The sequence below is a fragment of the Streptomyces sp. NPDC043870 genome, assembly GCF_056435785.1.
Genome location: NZ_JBWKDT010000007.1, coordinates 109,941 through 129,362, shown reverse-complemented (window position 1 = coordinate 129,362; position 19,422 = coordinate 109,941). Strand labels below are relative to the sequence as shown.

The 19,422-nt window shown below is 67.5% G+C and carries 18 protein-coding genes; 9 read left to right on the top strand and 9 right to left on the bottom strand.

Annotated features, from left to right (window positions below):
- Positions 1 to 46: 46 nt before the first annotated feature.
- The 3 genes from gnd to dnaA form a co-directional block, all read right to left on the bottom strand.
- The gene (gene gnd / locus AC0699_RS12040; RefSeq protein WP_453659768.1) at positions 47 to 925 is read right to left on the bottom strand and encodes a phosphogluconate dehydrogenase (NAD(+)-dependent, decarboxylating); all 879 of its coding nucleotides are present in this window, start codon (positions 923 to 925) and stop codon (positions 47 to 49) included.
- Between the two features lie 229 nt (positions 926 to 1,154).
- A complete protein-coding gene (dnaN, locus tag AC0699_RS12035) occupies positions 1,155 to 2,285 on the bottom strand; it encodes a DNA polymerase III subunit beta (protein ID WP_358665142.1) in 1,131 nt (376 codons plus the stop codon).
- Between the two features lie 896 nt (positions 2,286 to 3,181).
- Positions 3,182 to 4,948, bottom strand: coding sequence for a chromosomal replication initiator protein DnaA (dnaA, locus tag AC0699_RS12030; protein ID WP_478658815.1), 1,767 nt, complete (start codon positions 4,946 to 4,948; stop codon positions 3,182 to 3,184).
- 369 nt (positions 4,949 to 5,317) lie between these two features.
- Between dnaA and rpmH the strand changes: the two genes are divergently transcribed.
- From rpmH to AC0699_RS11985, 9 genes are all read left to right on the top strand, one after another.
- Complete coding sequence (gene rpmH, locus AC0699_RS12025; protein ID WP_018846094.1) at positions 5,318 to 5,455, top strand: 50S ribosomal protein L34; 138 nt, start codon at positions 5,318 to 5,320, stop codon at positions 5,453 to 5,455.
- 18 nt (positions 5,456 to 5,473) lie between these two features.
- A complete protein-coding gene (gene rnpA / locus AC0699_RS12020; RefSeq protein ID WP_453659766.1) occupies positions 5,474 to 5,845 on the top strand; it encodes a ribonuclease P protein component in 372 nt (123 codons plus the stop codon).
- Positions 5,842 to 6,168 (top strand): membrane protein insertion efficiency factor YidD, encoded by a 327-nt coding sequence (gene yidD, locus AC0699_RS12015; RefSeq protein WP_453659765.1) that lies wholly within the window; start codon positions 5,842 to 5,844, stop codon positions 6,166 to 6,168. The genes rnpA and yidD overlap by 4 nt, the downstream gene beginning before the upstream one ends.
- Positions 6,169 to 6,171: 3 nt before the next feature.
- On the top strand, positions 6,172 to 7,416 hold the full coding sequence (gene yidC / locus AC0699_RS12010) for a membrane protein insertase YidC (protein ID WP_478658811.1): 1,245 nt from the start codon (positions 6,172 to 6,174) through the stop codon (positions 7,414 to 7,416).
- Positions 7,417 to 7,430: 14 nt separating this feature from the next.
- Entirely contained in the window at positions 7,431 to 7,943 is a 513-nt protein-coding gene (locus AC0699_RS12005; protein ID WP_469768160.1) for a Jag family protein, read from the top strand.
- Between the two features lie 108 nt (positions 7,944 to 8,051).
- Entirely contained in the window at positions 8,052 to 8,768 is a 717-nt protein-coding gene (gene rsmG, locus AC0699_RS12000) for a 16S rRNA (guanine(527)-N(7))-methyltransferase RsmG (RefSeq protein WP_469768159.1), read from the top strand.
- Positions 8,769 to 9,040: 272 nt separating this feature from the next.
- Positions 9,041 to 10,117, top strand: a complete 1,077-nt coding sequence (locus AC0699_RS11995; RefSeq protein WP_478659099.1) for a ParA family protein — start codon at positions 9,041 to 9,043, stop codon at positions 10,115 to 10,117.
- Positions 10,114 to 11,214 carry a ParB/RepB/Spo0J family partition protein gene (locus AC0699_RS11990; protein WP_478658808.1) on the top strand — a complete coding sequence of 367 codons (1,101 nt, stop codon included), beginning with the start codon at positions 10,114 to 10,116 and terminating at the stop codon, positions 11,212 to 11,214. Before AC0699_RS11995 ends, AC0699_RS11990 begins: the two co-directional genes overlap by 4 nt.
- A 302-nt stretch (positions 11,215 to 11,516) precedes the next feature.
- Positions 11,517 to 12,134 (top strand): GNAT family N-acetyltransferase, encoded by a 618-nt coding sequence (locus tag AC0699_RS11985; protein ID WP_478658806.1) that lies wholly within the window; start codon positions 11,517 to 11,519, stop codon positions 12,132 to 12,134.
- A 77-nt stretch (positions 12,135 to 12,211) separates the two neighbouring features.
- On the opposite strand, the gene trxA is transcribed toward AC0699_RS11985, so the two are convergent.
- The 6 genes from trxA to murJ form a co-directional block, all read right to left on the bottom strand.
- Positions 12,212 to 12,553 (bottom strand): thioredoxin, encoded by a 342-nt coding sequence (gene trxA, locus AC0699_RS11980; RefSeq protein WP_453659758.1) that lies wholly within the window; start codon positions 12,551 to 12,553, stop codon positions 12,212 to 12,214.
- A gap of 43 nt (positions 12,554 to 12,596) precedes the next feature.
- Positions 12,597 to 13,562 carry a thioredoxin-disulfide reductase gene (trxB, locus tag AC0699_RS11975; protein WP_478658803.1) on the bottom strand — a complete coding sequence of 322 codons (966 nt, stop codon included), beginning with the start codon at positions 13,560 to 13,562 and terminating at the stop codon, positions 12,597 to 12,599.
- Between the two features lie 125 nt (positions 13,563 to 13,687).
- Positions 13,688 to 14,611 (bottom strand): anti-sigma factor, encoded by a 924-nt coding sequence (locus tag AC0699_RS11970; protein WP_478658800.1) that lies wholly within the window; start codon positions 14,609 to 14,611, stop codon positions 13,688 to 13,690.
- Positions 14,608 to 15,312 carry an RNA polymerase sigma factor SigM gene (gene sigM / locus AC0699_RS11965; RefSeq protein ID WP_478658798.1) on the bottom strand — a complete coding sequence of 235 codons (705 nt, stop codon included), beginning with the start codon at positions 15,310 to 15,312 and terminating at the stop codon, positions 14,608 to 14,610. Before sigM ends, AC0699_RS11970 begins: the two co-directional genes overlap by 4 nt.
- Positions 15,313 to 15,345: 33 nt before the next feature.
- Positions 15,346 to 17,067 carry a protein kinase family protein gene (locus AC0699_RS11960; RefSeq protein ID WP_478658795.1) on the bottom strand — a complete coding sequence of 574 codons (1,722 nt, stop codon included), beginning with the start codon at positions 17,065 to 17,067 and terminating at the stop codon, positions 15,346 to 15,348.
- 120 nt (positions 17,068 to 17,187) lie between these two features.
- On the bottom strand, positions 17,188 to 19,407 hold the full coding sequence (murJ, locus tag AC0699_RS11955) for a murein biosynthesis integral membrane protein MurJ (RefSeq protein ID WP_478658793.1): 2,220 nt from the start codon (positions 19,405 to 19,407) through the stop codon (positions 17,188 to 17,190).
- Positions 19,408 to 19,422: the final 15 nt, after the last annotated feature.

Here is a 19,422-nt window from a genome sequence, read left to right as displayed (position 1 = left end):
CCCCCGGCTTACCGCTTGCCAACAGGCCTTACCGACAGCCTGTGGATTACTTCTTGCTCTCGACCGCGTGACCGCCGAACTGGTTGCGCAGGGCCGCGATCATCTTCATCTGCGGGGAGTCGTCCTGACGGGACGCGAACCGCGCGAACAGCGAAGCGGTGATCGCGGGCAGCGGTACCGCGTTGTCGATGGCGGCTTCCACGGTCCACCGGCCCTCGCCGGAGTCCTGTGCATAACCGCGCAGTTTCTCCAGGTGCTCGTCCTCGTCCAGCGCGTTGACCGCCAGGTCGAGCAGCCAGGAACGGATGACCGTGCCCTCCTGCCAGGAGCGGAAGACCTCACGGACGTCGGTGACCGAGCTGACCTTCTCCAGCAGCTCCCAGCCCTCGGCGTAGGCCTGCATCATGGCGTACTCGATGCCGTTGTGGACCATCTTCGCGAAGTGGCCGGCACCGACCTTGCCCGCGTGCACCGAGCCGAACTCACCCTCGGGCTTCAGCGCGTCGAAGATCGGCTGCACCTTGGCGACGTGCTCCTCATGGCCGCCGTACATCAGCGCGTAGCCGTTCTCCAGGCCCCAGACACCGCCCGACACACCGCAGTCGACGAAACCGATGCCCTTGATGCCCAGCTCGACGGCGTGCTTCTCGTCGTCCGTCCACCGCGAGTTGCCGCCGTCCACGACGATGTCGCCGGGGGACAGCAGCTCGGCCAACTCGTCGATGGTGGACTGGGTCGCGGCACCCGCCGGGACCATCACCCACACCACGCGCGGACCCTTGAGCTTGTCCACAAGCTCCTGAAGGCTGGGGACATCGGCGAGGTCCGGATTGCGGTCGTAACCGATGACGGTGTGGCCTGCGCGGCGGATGCGCTCGCGCATGTTGCCGCCCATCTTGCCGAGGCCGACGAGACCGAGCTCCATCAGACAGATTCCTTACGGTGTGGCGTTTCGTACCCGCGTCCGAGCCTACGCCGGGGCACGGGTACACACCTGTGGGGTCGGCCGCTCATACGTACGGACAGTGCAGGTGAGCGGGCCGCGCGGCCGAGCGGGGCTTCAGCCGCTCAGTCGCACCGGCATACTGCGATCTTGTGGGGACAACCCCCGCACCCCGACCGAGGGGCGCAAGGGCTGACGCGCCTTCCATCGCTCAGCCGCTCAGTCGCACCGGCATGATCAGGTACTTGTACGCCTCGTCCGCCTCCGCGTCCACGGCCGGCTTGCCGCTGAGCAGCGCGGGCTTGGTGGAGGTGGTGAACGAGAGCTGGGCCACCGGGGAGTCGATGGCGCTCAGGCCGTCCAGCAGGAACGTCGGGTTGAAGGCGATCGAGATGTCGTCGCCCTCCAGCTGGGCGTCCACCCGCTCCACAGCCTGTGCATCGTCGCTGGAGCCGGCCTCCAGGATCAGCACGCCCTGCTCGAAGCTGAGCCGCACCGGCGTGTTCCGCTCGGCGACGAGGGCGACACGCTTCACGGCCTCGACGAACGGCGCGGTCTCGATCACCGCGACCGAGTTGAACTCGGTGGGGAAGAGCGTCCGGTACTTCGGCAGGTCACCCTCGAGCAGCCGGGTGGTGGTGCGGCGGCCGGCGCCCTCGAAACCGATCAGCCCCTCACCGGCACCGGAGCCGGAGAGCGCGAGCGTGACCGTGTCACCGCTGGTCAGTGCCTTGGCGGTGTCCAGGAGCGTCTTGGCGGGCACCAGGGCGACCGCGGAGGCGTCCGGGGACTCCGGCTTCCAGAGGAACTCGCGGACCGCGAAGCGGTAGCGGTCGGTGGAGGCCAGGGTGACGGTGTCGCCCTCGATCTCGATCCGGACGCCGGTGAGGACGGGGAGGGTGTCGTCGCGGCCGGCGGCGATGGCGACCTGGGCGGCGGCGGAGGCGAACACCTCGCCGGGGACCGTGCCGGTCGCGGTCGGCATCTGCGGCAGGGCCGGGTACTCCTCCACAGGAAGGGTGTGGAGGGTGAAGCGGGAGGAACCGCAGACCACGGTCGCCCGTACACCGTCTGTGGAAATCTCCACCGGGCGGTTGGGGAGAGCGCGGCAGATGTCGGCGAGGAGACGGCCGGAGACGAGAACCGTCCCGTCCTCCTCGACCTCCGCCTCGACCGAGACCTTCGCCGAGACCTCGTAGTCGAAGCTGGAGAAGCTGAGAGCGCCGTCCTCGGCCTTCAGAAGAAGGCCCGCGAGAACGGGCGCCGGCGGACGGGCCGGGAGGCTCCGTGCCACCCACGCCACCGCCTCCGCGAGTACATCGCGCTCCACCCGGATCTTCACCGGAACCGCCTCCTGCTGTTGCTCGCTCGCCCTGCTGGCCTTCGTCGTCGGCACGGGGCTCCCAGCCGGAGCCAGGGGCCGATGCCGGAGACCAGTCTGACGCACCGCACCGACACTCGGTGCGGCTCGGGGTCAAGTCGAGACAAGCGGCGGCCAGAGGTCCGGCACCGAGTTGTGCACAGGGCCCTCTTCGAAGCGAATTCCCCGGTAACTCTAAGTGGGAGTAGTAGTAGGGCCTGTGGAAACCGTGGATAACGCCATCCACGCAGGTCAGACCCGATTTTTTGTCCACGGGTCCTGTGGGCGGGAGCAGTGGACAACCCTGGCTGTCTGTGGACGACCGAAAGTTCTGCACACCCGATGCACAGGCCACAGGGACTTCTCCCCAGCGCTGTCCCCAGCTTTACCCAGGTTCCCCACAGCCCAATCCAGCACCTTGGTGTGACGCCTTTCACTCGGTCCGGTGAGCTCGGGCGTTTCGTTGCCGAACAGTGGACAGGGGTGTGGAGAAGCTGTGGGCAACACGGCCGGGCCTGTGGGCCGGGTGGGGACAACCTTGATCGCGCCCTGTGGACGAGCTGCCCGTCCACAGTCTGTGGAGCACGGTTGGCCACAAATCCACAACCTGCTGACCTGCCGCGATCATGCTTCAGCAGTCGGCCCTGTGGATGCAATCTGGACAACTCGGCAGTCCCCAGGCTGTGGACGGAAGATCGTTCCCACATCTGTGGAGAACCGCCGCTCGGCGGTCCGTATTCGAACAGAGCAATGGCGCGGCGGTGGCGGCGCGGTTGCGTGGCGATGGCCCGGAACCGCGAAGGGCGCCCCGGGAATGCGTCCCGGGGCGCCCTTCGGAGCCCTGCCCACAGCCTGTTCAGGGCTCTGTGGAAGCCCGCTCAGCCGTTCTTGATGCGGTTCGTCAGCTCGGTGACCTGGTTGTAGATCGATCGCCGCTCGGCCATCAGCGCGCGGATCTTCCGGTCCGCGTGCATCACCGTCGTATGGTCGCGGCCACCGAACTGCGCACCGATCTTCGGCAGCGACAGATCGGTTAGCTCACGGCAGAGGTACATCGCGATCTGGCGCGCGGTGACCAGCACCCGGCTCCGCGACGAGCCGCAGAGATCCTCCACCGTCAGTCCGAAGTAGTCGGCGGTCGCCGCCATGATCGCGCTCGCGGTGATCTCCGGTGCGGTGTCCTCGCCACCCGGGATCAGATCCTTGAGCACGATCTCGGTGAGCCCGAGGTCGACCGGCTGCCGATTGAGGCTCGCGAAGGCCGTGACCCGGATCAGCGCGCCCTCGAGCTCCCGGATGTTGCGCGAGATCCGCGAGGCGATGAACTCCAGTACCTCCGGCGGGGCGTTGAGCTGTTCCTGCACCGCCTTCTTACGGAGGATCGCGATCCGCGTCTCCAGTTCGGGCGGCTGGACATCGGTGGTCAGACCCCACTCGAAACGGTTCCGCAGCCGGTCCTCGAGGGTCATCAGCTGTTTGGGCGGCCGGTCCGAGGACAGCACGATCTGCTTGTTCGCGTTGTGGAGCGTATTGAAGGTGTGGAAGAACTCCTCCTGCGTCGACTCCTTGCTCGCGAGGAACTGGATGTCGTCGACCAACAGGATGTCCACATCCCGGTAGCGCTTGCGGAACGTGTCGCCCTTGCCGTCGCGGATCGAGTTGATGAACTCGTTGGTGAACTCCTCGGAGCTCACGTACCGCACCCGGGTCCCCGGGTAGAGGCTCCGCGCGTAATGCCCGATGGCGTGCAGCAGATGGGTCTTGCCGAGTCCCGACTCCCCATAGATGAAGAGGGGGTTGTACGCCTTCGCCGGTGCCTCGGCCACCGCGACGGCGGCCGCGTGCGCGAACCGGTTGGACGCGCCGATGACGAAGGTGTCGAAGAGGTACTTGGGGTTCAGCCTGGCGTGCGGCTCGCCGGGGCCCGGGGCCGGCGCGGGCTGTGCGCCCAACGGGCCGGGTCCACCGCCGGGTACTCCCCCGACGGGTGGGCCGCCGTGCCGCGGCGTCTGCGGTTCGGGCAACTCGTGCCGTTCGGGACGCTGTTGCTCGTACTGCCCCCGGTCGGGCATCGGCGAGCGGTAGTCGTGCTGCGGCTGCTGGGGGCGGGCCGTGGCGTAGGGGTCGCGCTCCTGGAAACCGCCGAGCCGCGGCTGCTGCCAGGACAGCTCCTCCTGGGTGCGCGGCCAGGCCCCGGGCTCGGGGCGCTGCTGGTATTCGGGATAGGCGGGGCGGACGTTCGGCAGACCGTCGTCACTCGGCGGCCGGTGGCCGTATCCCTCGTAGGTGTCGCTCGGGCGGGACTCGTCGTGCTGCGGGCCCTGATAGCGGTGCTGTTGCTGGACGGGCGGCGGCGGGGCGGCCGGCTCGGCCGCGGAGTCGTCGACGGTGATCGCGATCCGGATCGGGCGGCCGCATTCGCGGCTGAGGGTGTCGCTGATCAGCGGCGCCAGCCGGCCTTCCAGGACGCGCTTGCCCCATTCATTGGGGACGGCTAGGAGAGCAGTGTCGGCCACCAGCGCGAGCGGCTGGCAGCGCTCGATCCACTGCTTGTCCTTGGGCTCGATGCCCTGCTGGCCCTCTCCGAGGAGTTGCTCCAGCACTCGTGGCCACACTGCGGCAAGATCGGCAGGTACGTCAGCCACAAGGCACGCTCTCTCACAGGTCCCACGAATGTGTGGTTCTCGGGACGGGTCGGTCAGGCCCGGCAGGCGGGTAGGAAAGGAATTCGAGTCCAGTCACGGTAGTCAGGCCGACCCGTGCGGTTCAAGTTGTTGTCCACAGCCTGTGCACAGTCGGCGCGGCGGTGGCCCTGGTTTGACCGGATGGCGTAGCCGCGCGTACCGTAACCAGGTCGAGTTGTCGATGGCTGCTGCCGCCTGCCTCCGATGGGCAAAGATCACGATCAGTGATTGTGAAGCGGTGCACTCGGGCGTATTGCGAGCTACTCGTGGGCGCACGGTGACAGCCAGGCGATGCCCCGCCACCACACAAATCATTTCTGGAGCCCCCGAGTGAGCAAGCGCACCTTCCAGCCGAACAACCGTCGTCGTGCGAAGACCCACGGTTTCCGCCTGCGCATGCGTACCCGTGCCGGCCGCGCCATCCTGGCGAACCGCCGCAGCAAGGGTCGCGCCAACCTGTCCGCCTGATCGCTAACAGGTCATGACGTGCTGCCTACCGAGAATCGGCTGAGGCGGCGCGAGGACTTCGCGATCGCGGTACGCCGAGGACGCCGGGCCGGACGCCCGCTTCTGGTCGTCCATCTACGCAGCGGTGCAACGGACCCGCACGCGCCTGGGGAGAGCGCTCCCCCGACGCGTGCGGGTTTCGTCGTGAGCAAGGCAGTAGGTGGCGCGGTCGTACGGAACCAGGTGAAGCGCAGACTGCGGCACCTGATACGCGACCGCCTGCCGAAGCTGCCCCCCGGTAGCCTGGTGGTCGTACGGGCGCTGCCCGGAGCGGGCGACGCCGACCATGCACAGCTGGCCCGAGACCTGGACGCCGCCTTTCAGCGGCTGCTGGGAGGGGGCGCGCGATGAAGTACCCGCTGCTGGCTCTGATCAAGCTGTACCAGTGGACGATCAGCCCGCTGCTGGGGCCCGTCTGCAGGTACTACCCGTCGTGTTCTCACTACGGATACACAGCCATCGACCGGCATGGCGCGGTGAAAGGCACGGCGCTGACCGCCTGGCGCATTCTGCGGTGCAATCCGTGGTCGCCCGGTGGCGTGGACCATGTCCCACCGCGCAAACGACCTCGTTGGCACGAGCTGCTGCGCGACTACCTGCGCAGCGGCAGGGGCGGGCAACAACCTGAGACCAGCCCGGCCGCAGAGACCTCGCCCAATGCTCAAGGAGCCTGATTAGTGGACACGATTGCCAGTCTCTTCAGCTTTATCACCACACCCGTCTCCTGGATCATCGTCCAGTTCCACTCTCTTTACGGGGCGGTCTTCGGTCCCGACACGGGCTGGGCCTGGGGACTGTCCATCGTGTCCCTGGTGGTGCTGATCCGTATCTGTCTGATCCCGCTCTTTGTGAAGCAGATCAAGTCGATGCGGAACATGCAGGCGCTCCAGCCGAAGATGAAGGCGATCCAGGAGCGCTACAAGAACGACCGACAGCGTCAGTCCGAAGAGATGATGAAGCTGTACAAGGACACGGGTACCAACCCGCTGTCCTCGTGCCTGCCCATCCTGGCGCAGTCGCCGTTCTTCTTTGCTCTGTACCACGTGCTCAGCAATATCGCCTCGGGCAAGACCATCGGCGTCCTCAACCAGAGTCTGGTGGACAGCGCCCGGCAGGCCGAGATCTTCGGCGCTCCGATCGCCGCGAAGTTCACGGACTCCGCTGAGAAGGTCGCGGCGCTCCACGCTTCGATCACTGACGTACGCATCGTCACCGCGGTCATGATCGTCCTGATGTCGGCGTCGCAGTTCTACACGCAGCGCCAGCTGATGCAGAAGAACGTCGACCTGAGCGTCAAGACGCCGTACATGCAGCAGCAGAAGATGCTGATGTACATCTTCCCGATCATCTTCGCTGTGATGGGCATCAACTTCCCCGTCGGTGTCCTTGTCTACTGGCTGACCACCAACGTGTGGACCATGGGCCAGCAGATGTACGTGATCAACCAGAACCCCACCCCGGGGTCCAAGGCGCAGGACAACTACCTGCAGCGTCTGCTGAAGAGCGTCAGTGCTCACGGTGAGGTGCGCGGCCGCCGTAAGCGCAACGTGGTCCAGGCCATCGTCGCCAAGGGCTCCGACCGCAACGACAACGAGCGCAAGTTCATCGCAGGCCTGGCCAAGGCGGGCTTCGCCGCCCAGGCGGACGGCACCGTGACCAAGAGCGATGCCGTCGCTACGGAGGCCGAGGCCGCCGCAGCCGCGCGGCGACAGCCCAAGCGTCAGAGCAAGGCCCAGCGCCAGTCCGGTGGTGCCCAGCCCCAGCAAGCCGGCTCGGTGAAGCCGTCGCTGGAGAAGCAGGACCAGCCGCAGGACGCCACGCCGAAGCCGGCCGGCAAGACCGGCCCTGGTACTGCTCGCCAAGCCAAGTCAGGACAGCGCAAGGGCCAGCAGAGGCCCAAGCACCCGTCGTCCAAGAAGTAAGAAGGAGTCCATCCGTGACGGAAGGCACCACCTCCGCCGCCGCCGAGGGTGGCGACACCCTGACCCGCCTGGAGCAGGAGGGGGAGATCGCCGCTGACTACCTCGAGGGCCTGCTCGACATCGCCGATCTTGACGGCGACATCGACATGGACGTCGAGGCGGACCGAGCCGCGGTCTCGATCATCAGTGACGCGAGCAGCCGGGATCTGCAGAAGCTCGTGGGCCGCGACGGCGAGGTGCTGGAGGCGCTCCAGGAGCTGACGCGGCTTGCGGTGCACCGGGAGACCGGGGACCGCAGCCGGCTGATGCTGGACATCGCGGGCTTCCGCGCCAAGAAGCGCGCCGAGCTCGCCGAGCTCGGCGCCAAGGCCGCGGACGAGGTCAAGAACACGGGCGAGCCGGTAAAGCTCAAGCCGATGACGCCGTTCGAGCGCAAGGTTGTGCACGACGCGGTCGCGGCCGCGGGTCTGCGCAGTGAGTCCGAGGGCGAGGAGCCGCAGCGCTTCGTCGTCGTGCTCCCGGCCTGACCTTCATCGTTCTGTCGGCCCCGTCTGTGTTCGCAGACGGGGCCGAATTTTGTCAGCCTGTTAGTCAGCCACCACAGCGCGGTAATGCGGTATGGAAGGACGGTTCCGGTGACGGAGGCAGCAGAGCTTCCTCAGGCGCCACAAGAGGCGCGGACGGTATTCGGTGAGTTCTTCCCTGAGGCCGTCAGGTACGCGGAGCTGCTCGCGGATGCGGGAGTCAAGCGCGGCCTGATCGGTCCGCGTGAGGTGCCGCGGCTTTGGGAGCGGCATCTGCTGAACTGTGCGGTGCTCTCCGAGGTCGTGCCGGAGGGCGTCACGGTCTGCGACGTCGGCTCCGGCGCTGGGCTTCCCGGCATTCCGCTGGCTCTCGTCCGCCCGGATCTCAAGATCACACTCCTTGAGCCGCTGCTGCGGCGCACGAACTTCCTCCAGGAGGTCGTCGAGCTGCTGGGGCTGGACCATGTCACGGTGGTACGCGGCCGGGCCGAAGAGATGCTCGGAAAGCTGCCGCCCGTGCATGTGGTGACCGCTCGCGCGGTGGCGCCACTGGATCGGCTGGCCGGCTGGGGCGTTCCGCTACTCCGCCCGTACGGGGAGATGCTGGCGCTCAAGGGGGACACCGCGGAGGAAGAGATCAACGGTGCCCGGGCGGCCCTCAGCAAACTCGGGGTCGTGGAGACCTCCGTGCTGCATGTCGGAGAGGGCATCGTTGATCCGCTCTCCACTGTCGTACGGGTCGAGGTCGGAGAGAGTCCGGGCGGTGTGAGATTCGCGGCCAAGCGGGCCAAGGCTGCCCGTACCGAGCGCACCCGTCGCCGTCGATAAGTCCAGTCGGGCGAGCTGGGAGCACTTTGTCGGCTGCTTGCCGCCCCCGTCCCCATACGTACGCATTTCGGAGTGTCGTAACGATGTGACCGTGCGGCGCGTGCATCGTGTTTCACGTGAAACGTCGCTCACTGCTGCAGGGAATCATCAGCCGCGGTCGCGCGGCTGCCGCGCCGCGCGACCGTAAGCCCCTCGCGAGGGCTACGGACTTGTCCACAGAGGTGGAATTCTCCACAGAACCACCGGCCTCGCTGGTTCACGACCCCGAAAGCATGGCAGGCTCTGTTCATCGCGAGCCTGAAGCCGAGGAGAGTGAATCCTTGCGGTCCGACGCCAACATCGCGGGACCGATGACCGATCCGGTCCCTGGTCCCCGTACCGAGCTGGCGGGGGAGGATGTTTCACGTGAAACACCGCCCCCGATGGACGACACCCCCATTGGTCGTGCTGCCCAACTGGCGGTGGAGGCTCTGGGCCGTGCCGGCGAGGGTCTCCCACGGCCTGAGCAGACACGCGTCATGGTGGTCGCCAACCAGAAGGGTGGGGTAGGTAAGACGACTACGACGGTCAACCTTGCCGCTTCGCTTGCGTTGCACGGCGCCCGTGTTCTGGTGATCGACCTCGACCCCCAGGGCAATGCCTCCACGGCGCTGGGGATCGATCATCATGCCGAAGTCCCCTCGATCTATGACGTCCTCGTGGAGAGTAAGCCGCTCTCCGAGGTGGTCCAGCCGGTCCCGGACGTCGAAGGCCTTTTCTGCGCCCCGGCCACTATCGATCTCGCCGGTGCGGAGATCGAGCTGGTTTCCTTGGTGGCACGGGAGAGCCGGCTTCAGCGAGCGATCCAGGCCTACGAGCAGCCGTTGGACTACATCCTCATCGACTGCCCACCGTCGCTCGGCCTGCTGACCGTCAACGCCCTCGTCGCGGGCGCTGAGGTGCTGATCCCCATCCAGTGCGAGTATTACGCCCTGGAGGGCCTGGGCCAGCTCCTGCGGAACGTCGACCTGGTACGCGGGCACCTCAACCCCGCGCTGCATGTGTCGACGATCCTGCTCACCATGTACGACGGTCGGACCAGGCTCGCCTCGCAGGTGGCGGACGAGGTCCGCAGCCACTTCGGCGACGAGGTGCTGCGGACGAGCATTCCTCGATCCGTGCGAATCTCGGAGGCGCCCAGCTATGGGCAGACGGTGCTCACGTACGACCCGGGCTCCAGCGGCTCGCTGTCGTATCTTGAGGCAGCCCGTGAGATCGCACTGCGCGGGGTCGGGGTCCACGATGAGGCCCAGTCCGCGCATGTGGTCAGCCAGAACAATCAGCAGAGCATGTCGGAGGGGATCCAGTGAGCGAGCGACGTAGAGGTTTGGGGCGTGGGCTCGGTGCGCTGATCCCGGCCGCTCCGCAGGAGAAGCCGCTGCCCTCCGATGGGGCAGGCCCGACGTCTCCGGGTGCGACCCCGGTACTGACAGCTGAGCGGGGTGTGGCCGCAGCGAAGGTGGCCACGCTTCCTCCGGGACCTGTGACGCCCGAGCAGCGTGTGCCTGAGTCGGAGCCAGAGCCTTCCTCCGATGCGGTGTCGAGTGCCGGTGCGCACTTCGCCGAGGTGCCGCTGGACTCCATCACGCCGAACCCCCGCCAGCCGCGTGAGGTGTTCGATGAGGACGCGCTCGCCGAGCTGGTCACCTCCATCAAAGAGGTTGGGCTGCTCCAGCCCGTTGTTGTCCGGCAACTGGCCCCCGAGCGGTACGAGCTCATCATGGGCGAGCGTCGCTGGCGCGCCTGCCGCGAGGCGGGCCTGGAGCGCATCCCCGCGATCGTGCGGGCCACGGAGGACGAGAAGCTCCTGCTGGATGCCCTTCTGGAGAACCTCCACCGGGCCCAGCTGAACCCGCTGGAAGAGGCAGCCGCTTACGACCAGTTGCTCAAGGACTTCAACTGCACGCACGACCAGCTGGCCGACCGGATCGGGCGCTCGCGTCCGCAGGTCTCCAACACGCTGCGACTGCTCCGCCTTTCGCCCCCCGTCCAACGCCGCGTGGCTGCCGGTGTGCTGTCCGCCGGTCATGCCCGGGCCCTGCTCTCGGTGGAGGACTCCGAGGAGCAGGACCGGCTGGCACACAGGATCGTGGCCGAAGGCCTGTCGGTGCGGGCTGTCGAGGAGATCGTCACCCTGATGGGCTCGCGGCCCACGAGCGCCCCGAAGTCGAAGGGGCCTCGAGCCGGGGCCCGGCTGTCGCCGGCGCTCACTGATCTCGCGTCTCGCCTTTCCGACCGCTTCGAGACCAGGGTGAAGGTCGACCTCGGTCAGAAGAAGGGAAAGATCGTCGTCGAGTTCGCCTCGATAGAAGATCTGGACCGCATCCTCGGCACCCTTGCCCCGGGAGAGGGGCGAGTCATGGAGAACGGTCTCTCCGAGGAAGCCTCGGAGGACGACGAGGCCTGAGGCCTCCGCGCAGTGATCAAGGGCGGGTCGTGTCCGGCAGTCGGCGGAACACGGTCCGCCCTTTGCCGTCTCACGGTAGGCGTGTCCTCGCTGGGTGGATACGATGCGTTCTGGTATGGCGCATCCACCTTGACCCATCTCAGAGGAAGGCGAGCCATGCGATCGGTGAGCCGCAGCCAGCTAGTAACGGCCGGCCTGAGCCTTGGCGCAGTCGGCGGGTTCATCGGCAGCCTGCTCCGGGAACGGAGCGCGTTGTCCGCTGCTCTTGGCGCGGCAGTCGAAGGAAGTGAGGAGCAGCCTTCATGGGCCGTCGGCTCGTACCACTCACGCTGGACAACCTTCCAGACCTCCCCAAGCGCTGCCGAGCGTGTGTCTTCTGGGAGCTTGATCCAGTCAGTGGAGAAGCCGCAGTAAAAGCGGGCAGACCCGAGCTGGAGAAGGAAGCCTGGATCTCTGCTGTGCTACTGGAGTGGGGATCCTGCGGCCGCGTCGTCTATGTCGACGAGGTCCCGGTCGGGTTCGTTCTCTATGCCCCGCCCGCATACGTGCCGCGCTCCACCGCCTTTCCGACCAGTCCTGTCTCGCCGGATGCCGTGCAGCTGATGACTGCCTGGATCATGCCGGGCTACCAGGGACAGGGGCTCGGTCGAGTGATGGTGCAGACCGTCGCCAAGGACTTGCTGCGGCGTGGCTTCAAGGCGATCGAGGCCTTCGGGGACGCGCGCTGGACAGAGCCGGCATGTGTCCTGCCTGCCGACCATCTCTTGGCCGTCGGCTTCAAGACCGTCCGCCCGCATCCCACCTACCCCAGGTTGAGGTTGGAGCTGCGCACCACGCTCTCCTGGAAGGAAGACGTGGAGCTGGCACTGGACCGGCTTTTGGGAGCGGTACAGAAGGAACCCGCACTGCGGCCGTTGTAACGGGTGTCCGGAGACGCCGGATGGGCCAACCCCGTAGCGGGGTTGGCCCATCCGTGTTTCACGTGAAACGAAGCGCGTCAGACCTTGGTGGCCTCATCGCCGATGAAGGCGTCGAGCTCGCGGACGAGCATGGCCTTCGGCTTGGCGCCCACGATGGTCTGGGCGACCTCGCCGTGCTGGTAGACGTTCAGCGTCGGGATGGACATCACGCCGTACTTGGCGGCCGTGGCCGGGTTCTCGTCGATGTTGAGCTTGACGATCTGGAGCTTGTCGCCGTGCTCCGCAGCGATGGCCTCCAGCGACGGGGCGATCTGGCGGCACGGACCGCACCACTCGGCCCAGAAGTCCACAAGCACAGGCTTGTCGCTCTTGAGGACTACCTCTTCGAAGGTGTCGTCGGTCACTGTCTTGAGGGCCACGGGGGTCTCCTTAACTTGCTGGTGTGGGGTGTGGGGCTCAGAGTCAGACGGCGGTCGCGGCGGCGGCCTTCTCCTCGTCCGCGAGGGCGGAGAGGAAGCGCTCGGCGTCCAAGGCAGCGGAGCAGCCGGTGCCTGCGGCGGTGATGGCCTGTCGGTAGGTGTGGTCGACCACGTCACCGGCGCCGAAGACACCGGTGAGGTTCGTCCGGGTGGACGGTGCCTCGACCTTCAGGTAGCCCTCGTCGTCCAGCTCCAGCTGGCCCTTGAAGAGCTCGGTGCGAGGGTCGTGGCCGACGGCGATGAACAAGCCGGTCACAGGCAGCTGGGAGGTCTCACCAGTCTTGGTGTTGCGCAGCGTCAGACCGGAGAGCTTCTGGTCACCGTGAATCTCGGCCACCTCGCTGTCCCAGGCGAACTTGATCTTCGGGTCGGCGAAGGCGCGCTCCTGCATGGCCTTGGAGGCGCGGAGGCTGTCGCGGCGGTGGACGATGGTGACGGACTTGGCGAAGCGCGAGAGGAACGTGGCCTCCTCCATGGCAGTGTCGCCGCCGCCGACGACGGCGATGTCCTGGTCCTTGAAGAAGAATCCGTCACAGGTGGCGCACCAGGAGACACCGCGTCCCGAGAGGGTGTCCTCGTTCGGCAGGCCGAGCTTGCGGTGCTGGGAGCCCGTCGTGACGATGACGGCCTTGGCGCGGTGCACCGTACCCGCGGTGTCCGTGACGGTCTTGATCTCACCGGAGAGATCCACGGCGATGACATCGTCCGGGACGAGCTCGGCGCCGAAGCGCTCGGCCTGCGCCCGCATGTTGTCCATCAGGTCCGGCCCCATGATGCCGTCACGGAAGCCGGGGAAGTTCTCCACCTCAGTGGTGTTCATCAGCGCACCACCGGCGGTGACGGCGCCTTCGAACACCAGCGGCTTCAGCGACGCACGCGCGGTGTACAGCGCAGCGGTGTAGCCGGCCGGCCCGGAGCCGATGATGATCACGTTACGGACGTCGCTCACGGGTTTCTTCCTCGTCTCTGCAGACTGCTTGCTGCCTACTGGGGCCGGGTCAACGACTCTCACCCCACCCAACGGATCCTACGGGGCGCGCATTCCCGCGGTGTCCGAGCGGCACGGCGGCAGTCTCAGGGGCGAGGGTAGGCGTGGCTCAGCAGGAGTTCCGCCTTACCTGTTGGCGCGGTGTCGACGCACGCCGCATCGACCACGTACGCCTCGACCTGAGAGCTGTCGCTGGAGTGCGGCAGCACCACGAGGTACGCCTTGGTGCCCTGGTAGGTGCCCTGCTCGACGGCAAGGGCGGGATCGGTACGGCCGGTGCCCCGCTGGATACAGGGAGGCACTGGTGCGCCGGATCGCAGCGGAGAATTCGGGCTGGACTCGATGCTGAGAGAGGGTTCCTGCCCCGTGCGCGGCCCCTGCTTCGAGGCATCGTCCGGGATCTCCTGCTTCACGGTCTCGGCGGCCAGCAGCGTATGAACGCGACCTTGGAGGGAGTCGTTCGAGAAGACCGTTCCGGTCTGTGTGGCGCTGATTCCCTGGTCCGCCTTCATGCCGCCGGCATCGTCGCCCGTGCGGACCGCTTGGAAGAGCAGAACGCTGAGCCCCACGGCAGCCATGCTGAAAGCGGTCCTCAGAATGGCGGTACGTCGGCGCCGTCGAGCCTGCGCCGTTCGGCCGGGGCCGACGGAAGCGCGCGGGCGTCCTGCGGGACGGTCGGTGGGTGCTCGGTCGGGCTGCTGCAGCGCGGGCTCTGTTTCACGTGAAACATGCGCGGGCTCATCGTCGGGGGCGGTGGCGTTGAGCAGCGCCTCGGCGGCCAGGGCGGCGTCGATACGGCCGGCGATGTCGGCAGGCATGCGCTGCGGCCCGGGCAGCGTGCCGAGCAGGCCGCGGATCTCTTCCAGCGATGCTCGTACATCGGCACAGAGATCACAGCCGTCGAGATGCTGCCTGACCGCGGCCTGGCGGGACGGTGCGAGGAGGCCCTCGGTGAGATCGGAGATCTCGGAGACATCCGGGTGCTGAGCCGTGCCGGTCGTGGAGGTCACGCGCGCCCACCTCCGCCCTTCACAGCAGCAGGATCACTCGGTCCTGCATCCTTTGGTCCCGATGCCGGTGGGACGGATGTCCCTGGCGTCCGGTTCCTTCCCCCGTCAAGACCACGGCTATCCCCGGTGTCACTGCGCAGATGAGTGAGCATCGGGAGCAATCGTGCCCGGCCGCGCGCACAACGGCTCTTCACGGTCCCCGTGGGTACGTCGAGCACCCGTGCCGCCTCTGCCACGGGGTATCCCTGCATGTCGACCAGGACCAGCGCCGCTCGCTGGTCAGCGGGAAGTGTCGCCAGCGCGGCCAGCAGCTCCCGGTGAAGGTCCTGGCGCTCTGCGGGCGCCTCGGCGGACTCATGAGGCTCGAGGAGCTGCTCAAGCCGCTCGGTGTCGTCGACGGGTGAGGTCTTGCGGGAGGCAGCCTTGCGAGCCCGGTCGAGACAGGCATTGACCGTGATGCGGTGGAGCCAGGTCGTCACGGCGGACTGGCCACGGAAGGTGTGGGCGGCGCGGAAGGCCGAAACGAGCGCATCCTGCACGGCGTCCGCGGCCTCCTCACGGTCCCCCAGTGTGCGCAGAGCGACGGCCCAGAGCCGATCGCGGTGGCGCCGTACAAGCTCACCGAAGGCGTCCGGATCTCCGGCGACATGACGAGCCAGCAGATCCTGGTCGCTTGTGTCGCCAAGCGTCACGTCGTCCAACGGTGAGCCCCCTCCCCACGTCTCGCTCTGATGTCAGCTGGAGAACTTTATGTCCGTGATGCCTTGCTTGTAGCCCGGGTTGCTGAACTCGTCCCGCGGCGAAGACGGCATGGCAGTCATCCACATCACCACGTAGCGGCTCTTCACCGGCTTCTCGGCCGTGAGCTTCAGGGAGTTGCCCTCGGTCTGTCCGGCCGCGATCTTCTTCATGGAGTCGACCGAGCCGGCCGGCGTCAGAGAATCCGTCGCATAGAGCGTGATGGCGGTGTGTTTACCGTCGTAGTGGAGAGCTATCGAGGCAGCCGCGATGTTCCTTTCGGCGCCGAGGTCGTAGACGATGCCCACGCCTTGCTTGAACGGCGCCAGAACGGGACCGCCGACGTAGCTCTTGCTGCGCCAGTACGAGGAGCTGTCGTTGTCGTAGGTCTTGCTGACGTCGTCCGCATTCTGCGGATTGCCGTCCGGGGCGTACTCCTTGGCGTCCTGGACGGTCAGTGGTACCGGCTGCCTCGGCTTGTCGTCCCCGTCGTCGTCCGTCGTCTGGGAGGTTCCGGGGTCCTCTGTGGCCTTGTCGTCGTCCAGGAGCTTGTCGGCGACCTGCCAGCTGCCCAGTCCCAGCGCGGCGATGAGCAGCGCGGACACAGCCCACTTGAGGGCCTTGCCGGTGCGGCTCTCCAGCGGGGCGGGCGGCGCCGCCACAGGCTGAGTGGCGGCCGTCCCGGCGTGTGCCGAGGGCCGTCCGTAGGTGCCTTGCTGGTACGTGGTGCGCTGATACTCGGGCGGGGCCGTGAACGAGGGCTCCGGCGGCCGGATACGGGGCATCGCCGCGACTGCCTTGGCGAGCTCGTCCGGGGTGGTGCAGGGCGGCTCCTGGCGGGACGCGGTGGCGCCGTCGTTGACCAGGGCGCGCATGGCGAGCTCGGACAGCCCGCGGTGAACGCCTGCCCGCACCTGGTCGGGGGCGATGAGCCCAACGCCCTTGGGAAGCCCGGAGAGGCCGTAGGCATCGTTCTCGTACGGCCAGCGCTGGGTCAGCGCGGCGTAGAGCAGTGCCCCGATGGCCTCGGTGTCGGTGCGCTGCGGACGCTCGGCACTGATGCCGCGCAGGGCGGCGTTCACGGCGAGCCCGCGGATCCGGTACTGCCCGGTCGAACTGCGGAGAACGGCGCCCGGCGTGAGCCGGAGGTGGGCGAGGCCCTCCCGGTGTGCCGCGGCCATTGCCTGAGAGACCTGGCTCACGAGCTGGAAGGCGTCATGGGCCTCCATCGGCCCTGCGGCGAGGAGCGCGGTGAGCTCCACGGCGTCCGGCAGCCACTCATGCACGACGTAGACGACATCGTTCTCCTCGACGGCGTCCAGCACCTGTACGAACCGGGGGTCGCCCAGGAGAGCTGAGGAGCGGGCCGCGGCGAGCACGGACCGGGCCCGCGGATGATCGGCCGGAAGGATATGGACGCCGACAGCGCGGCGCAGTTTTTCGTCGACTGCACGCCAGCTGCTGAAACCGTCCAGACGGGTGACGCATTCCTCGAGTCGGTAGCGTCTGGCGAGTTTGTGACCGCTGTGCAGTTCGGGCGCCGCCATAGGAGGCTGCTCGCCGCCCTTCTGCTCGGTGCCCGTGTCCTGAGCGTTCTTCTCTGCCGTGTCGTCGGCTTCCGCCACCCCGTCGGTCGTGGCCTTCTCCGCCTGGGCGGTCAGCGGGTCGTCACCGCTGTTGTCGGCCACGTCGACGGCAGCCGTGCTACGTTCCGCCACCGTCGTTCCCTGCCTCCCCATCCGTTGCGCCATATCCAACAGCCATGCCAATTGTGCCCACAGTCCGCCGCTATGCACGACACACGGTGGCGGACGATGGTTGTGCGCGAAAGAGCGCTGTTAGCGCCCCAGTCGCCCGCGGACCATGCCGACCAGGGCGTTGAGCTCCTCGATCCTCATCTTCTTCGCAGCGACGAAGAAGATGACAAGCAGGACCACTCCGCCGGCGGCGAGTGCGACGAGCGAGCCGAGCGCGCCCTCGCCGAGAACCTTGAGTACGAAGAAGCCCACCGCCCCGGCCGCTACCGCAGCGGGGACGGAGGCCAGGCACAACCGTGCGTAGGTCCGCACCACATGGGAGCCGTCGAGGTCACCGCCCAGCCGGTTCCGCAGCCGGCGCCAGGCGATCCCGACGCCGACGGCGTAGGCGAGACCGTACGCGGCGGCCATACCCACCACGGCCCACTCCGCCGGGAGGACGAAGTAGCAGGCGGCCGACGCTGCCGCGTTCACGGCGGCCACGATGACCGTGTTGTAGAAGGGCGTGCGGGTGTCCTCGTAGGCGTAGAAGCCACGGAGGACGACGTACTGCACCGAGTACGGAATAAGTCCGAGACCGAAGGCCATCAGGATGAAGCCCATGGACTTGGCGGCTTCCGTGCCGGCGGACGCGTACAGCAGGGTGCACATCGGCACGCCCAGCGCCAGGAACGAGAAGGCGACCGGGACGATCGCGACGGCCGAGTTCCGCAGTCCCTGCGAGATGTCGTCACGGACGGCGCCCGGGTCCCCGTCATGCGCGGCCCGGGAAAGTCGCGGCAACAGAGCCGCCATGACCGACACCGTGATGATCGCCTGCGGCATGCCCCAGATGAGCTGGGCATTGGAGTAGGCGAGGAAGCCCGCCCCGTCCTTGCCCGACGCAGCACCGGCGGCGGTGGAGAGCTGGGTTACCACGACCACGCCTGCCTGGTTGGCGAGGACGAACAGAACGGTCCATTTGGCGAGCTTGACGGTCTTCCCCAGCCCGTGACCCTTCCAGTCGAAGCGGGGACGGAAGCGGAAGCCGGTCTCGCGGAGATAGGGGATCATCGCGAGGGCCTGGACGGTCAGACCCAGCAGGGTACCGATGCCCAGCAGGCGCACGCCCTCAGGCGGAATCGTCTGCACGCTCATCTGGGACTCGGCGGACGTGCCGTAGACCCAGATGAACATCCCGAAGGTGAAGATCATGACGATGTTGTTGAGGACCGGGGTCCACATCATCGCGCCGAACTTTCCGCGGGCATTGAGGATCTGGCCCATGACCACGTGCACACCCATGAAGAAGATCGTGGGAAGGCAGTAGCGGGCGAAGGTGACGGCGACGCTGTTCGCCGGAGGGTTGCCGGCGATCGTGGGCGACAGGGCCGCGATCAGCAGCGGCGCTGCGAACACGGCGATGGCGACGATCGCGCCGAGCGCGACCATGACGAGGGTCAGCAGGCGGTTGGCGTAGGCCTCGCCGCCGTCCTCGTCGTTCTTCATGGCACGCACGAGCTGTGGAACGAAGACAGAGTTGAGGCCGCCGCCCACCGTAAGGATGTAGATCATCGTCGGCAGGGTGTAGGCGACGGTGAAAGCGTCACCGAGCAGCGCGGCACCCAAAGCGCCGGTGATCACCAGGCTGCGAACGAAGCCCGTGAGTCGCGACACCAGTGTGCCGGCGGCCATGACGGCGCTGGATTTGAGTAGCCCCGATGCCCTGCCGCCCGACTTCTTGGGCGCGGGCGCAGGTGATGGCGCTGGGACGGGTGCGGGGTCCGCCTCCGCACTGGGCGTGGGCGCCGACTGGCCCGCGACCTGCTGGTCCCGGTAGAGGTGCGCGAACGCGTCCGGCTCGGGCTCGTCCTTGCCGGCCCGGGTCACGAGATCGTCGACGCCGGTGAACTGGACAGTCCCGGCGTCGTCCCCGTACGGCAGACGACGCGACGGACCGTCCGGCTCGGGTGGCGGTGTCTGGGCCCAGATCCGGGGGTCCGGTGCATGCTGCTGAGCCGGCGGCTGCTGGTACATCGGCTGTGGCCGCTGGAAGCCGGCGGACGGCGGCGGAGGATGGGCGGCGCGGTCATAGAGTGCCTCCGACACCGGGTCCTGGGCGGAGAGGTCCTGCGCTCGATAGGGATCGTGCGCGTACGCGTCCTGCACATACGGGTCCGGCGTGGGCTCGGGTGACGGAGGTGGCACCTGGCCCGCCGCAGGCTGGGCCGGCTGGGGACCGGGTGGGGGGTACTGAGCGCCCGGGGAGGGCGCAGTGCTCCCCGCGCCCTGCCCGCGGTCACCGTCGTACGGCGCGTTCATGGTTACCCCACCTCA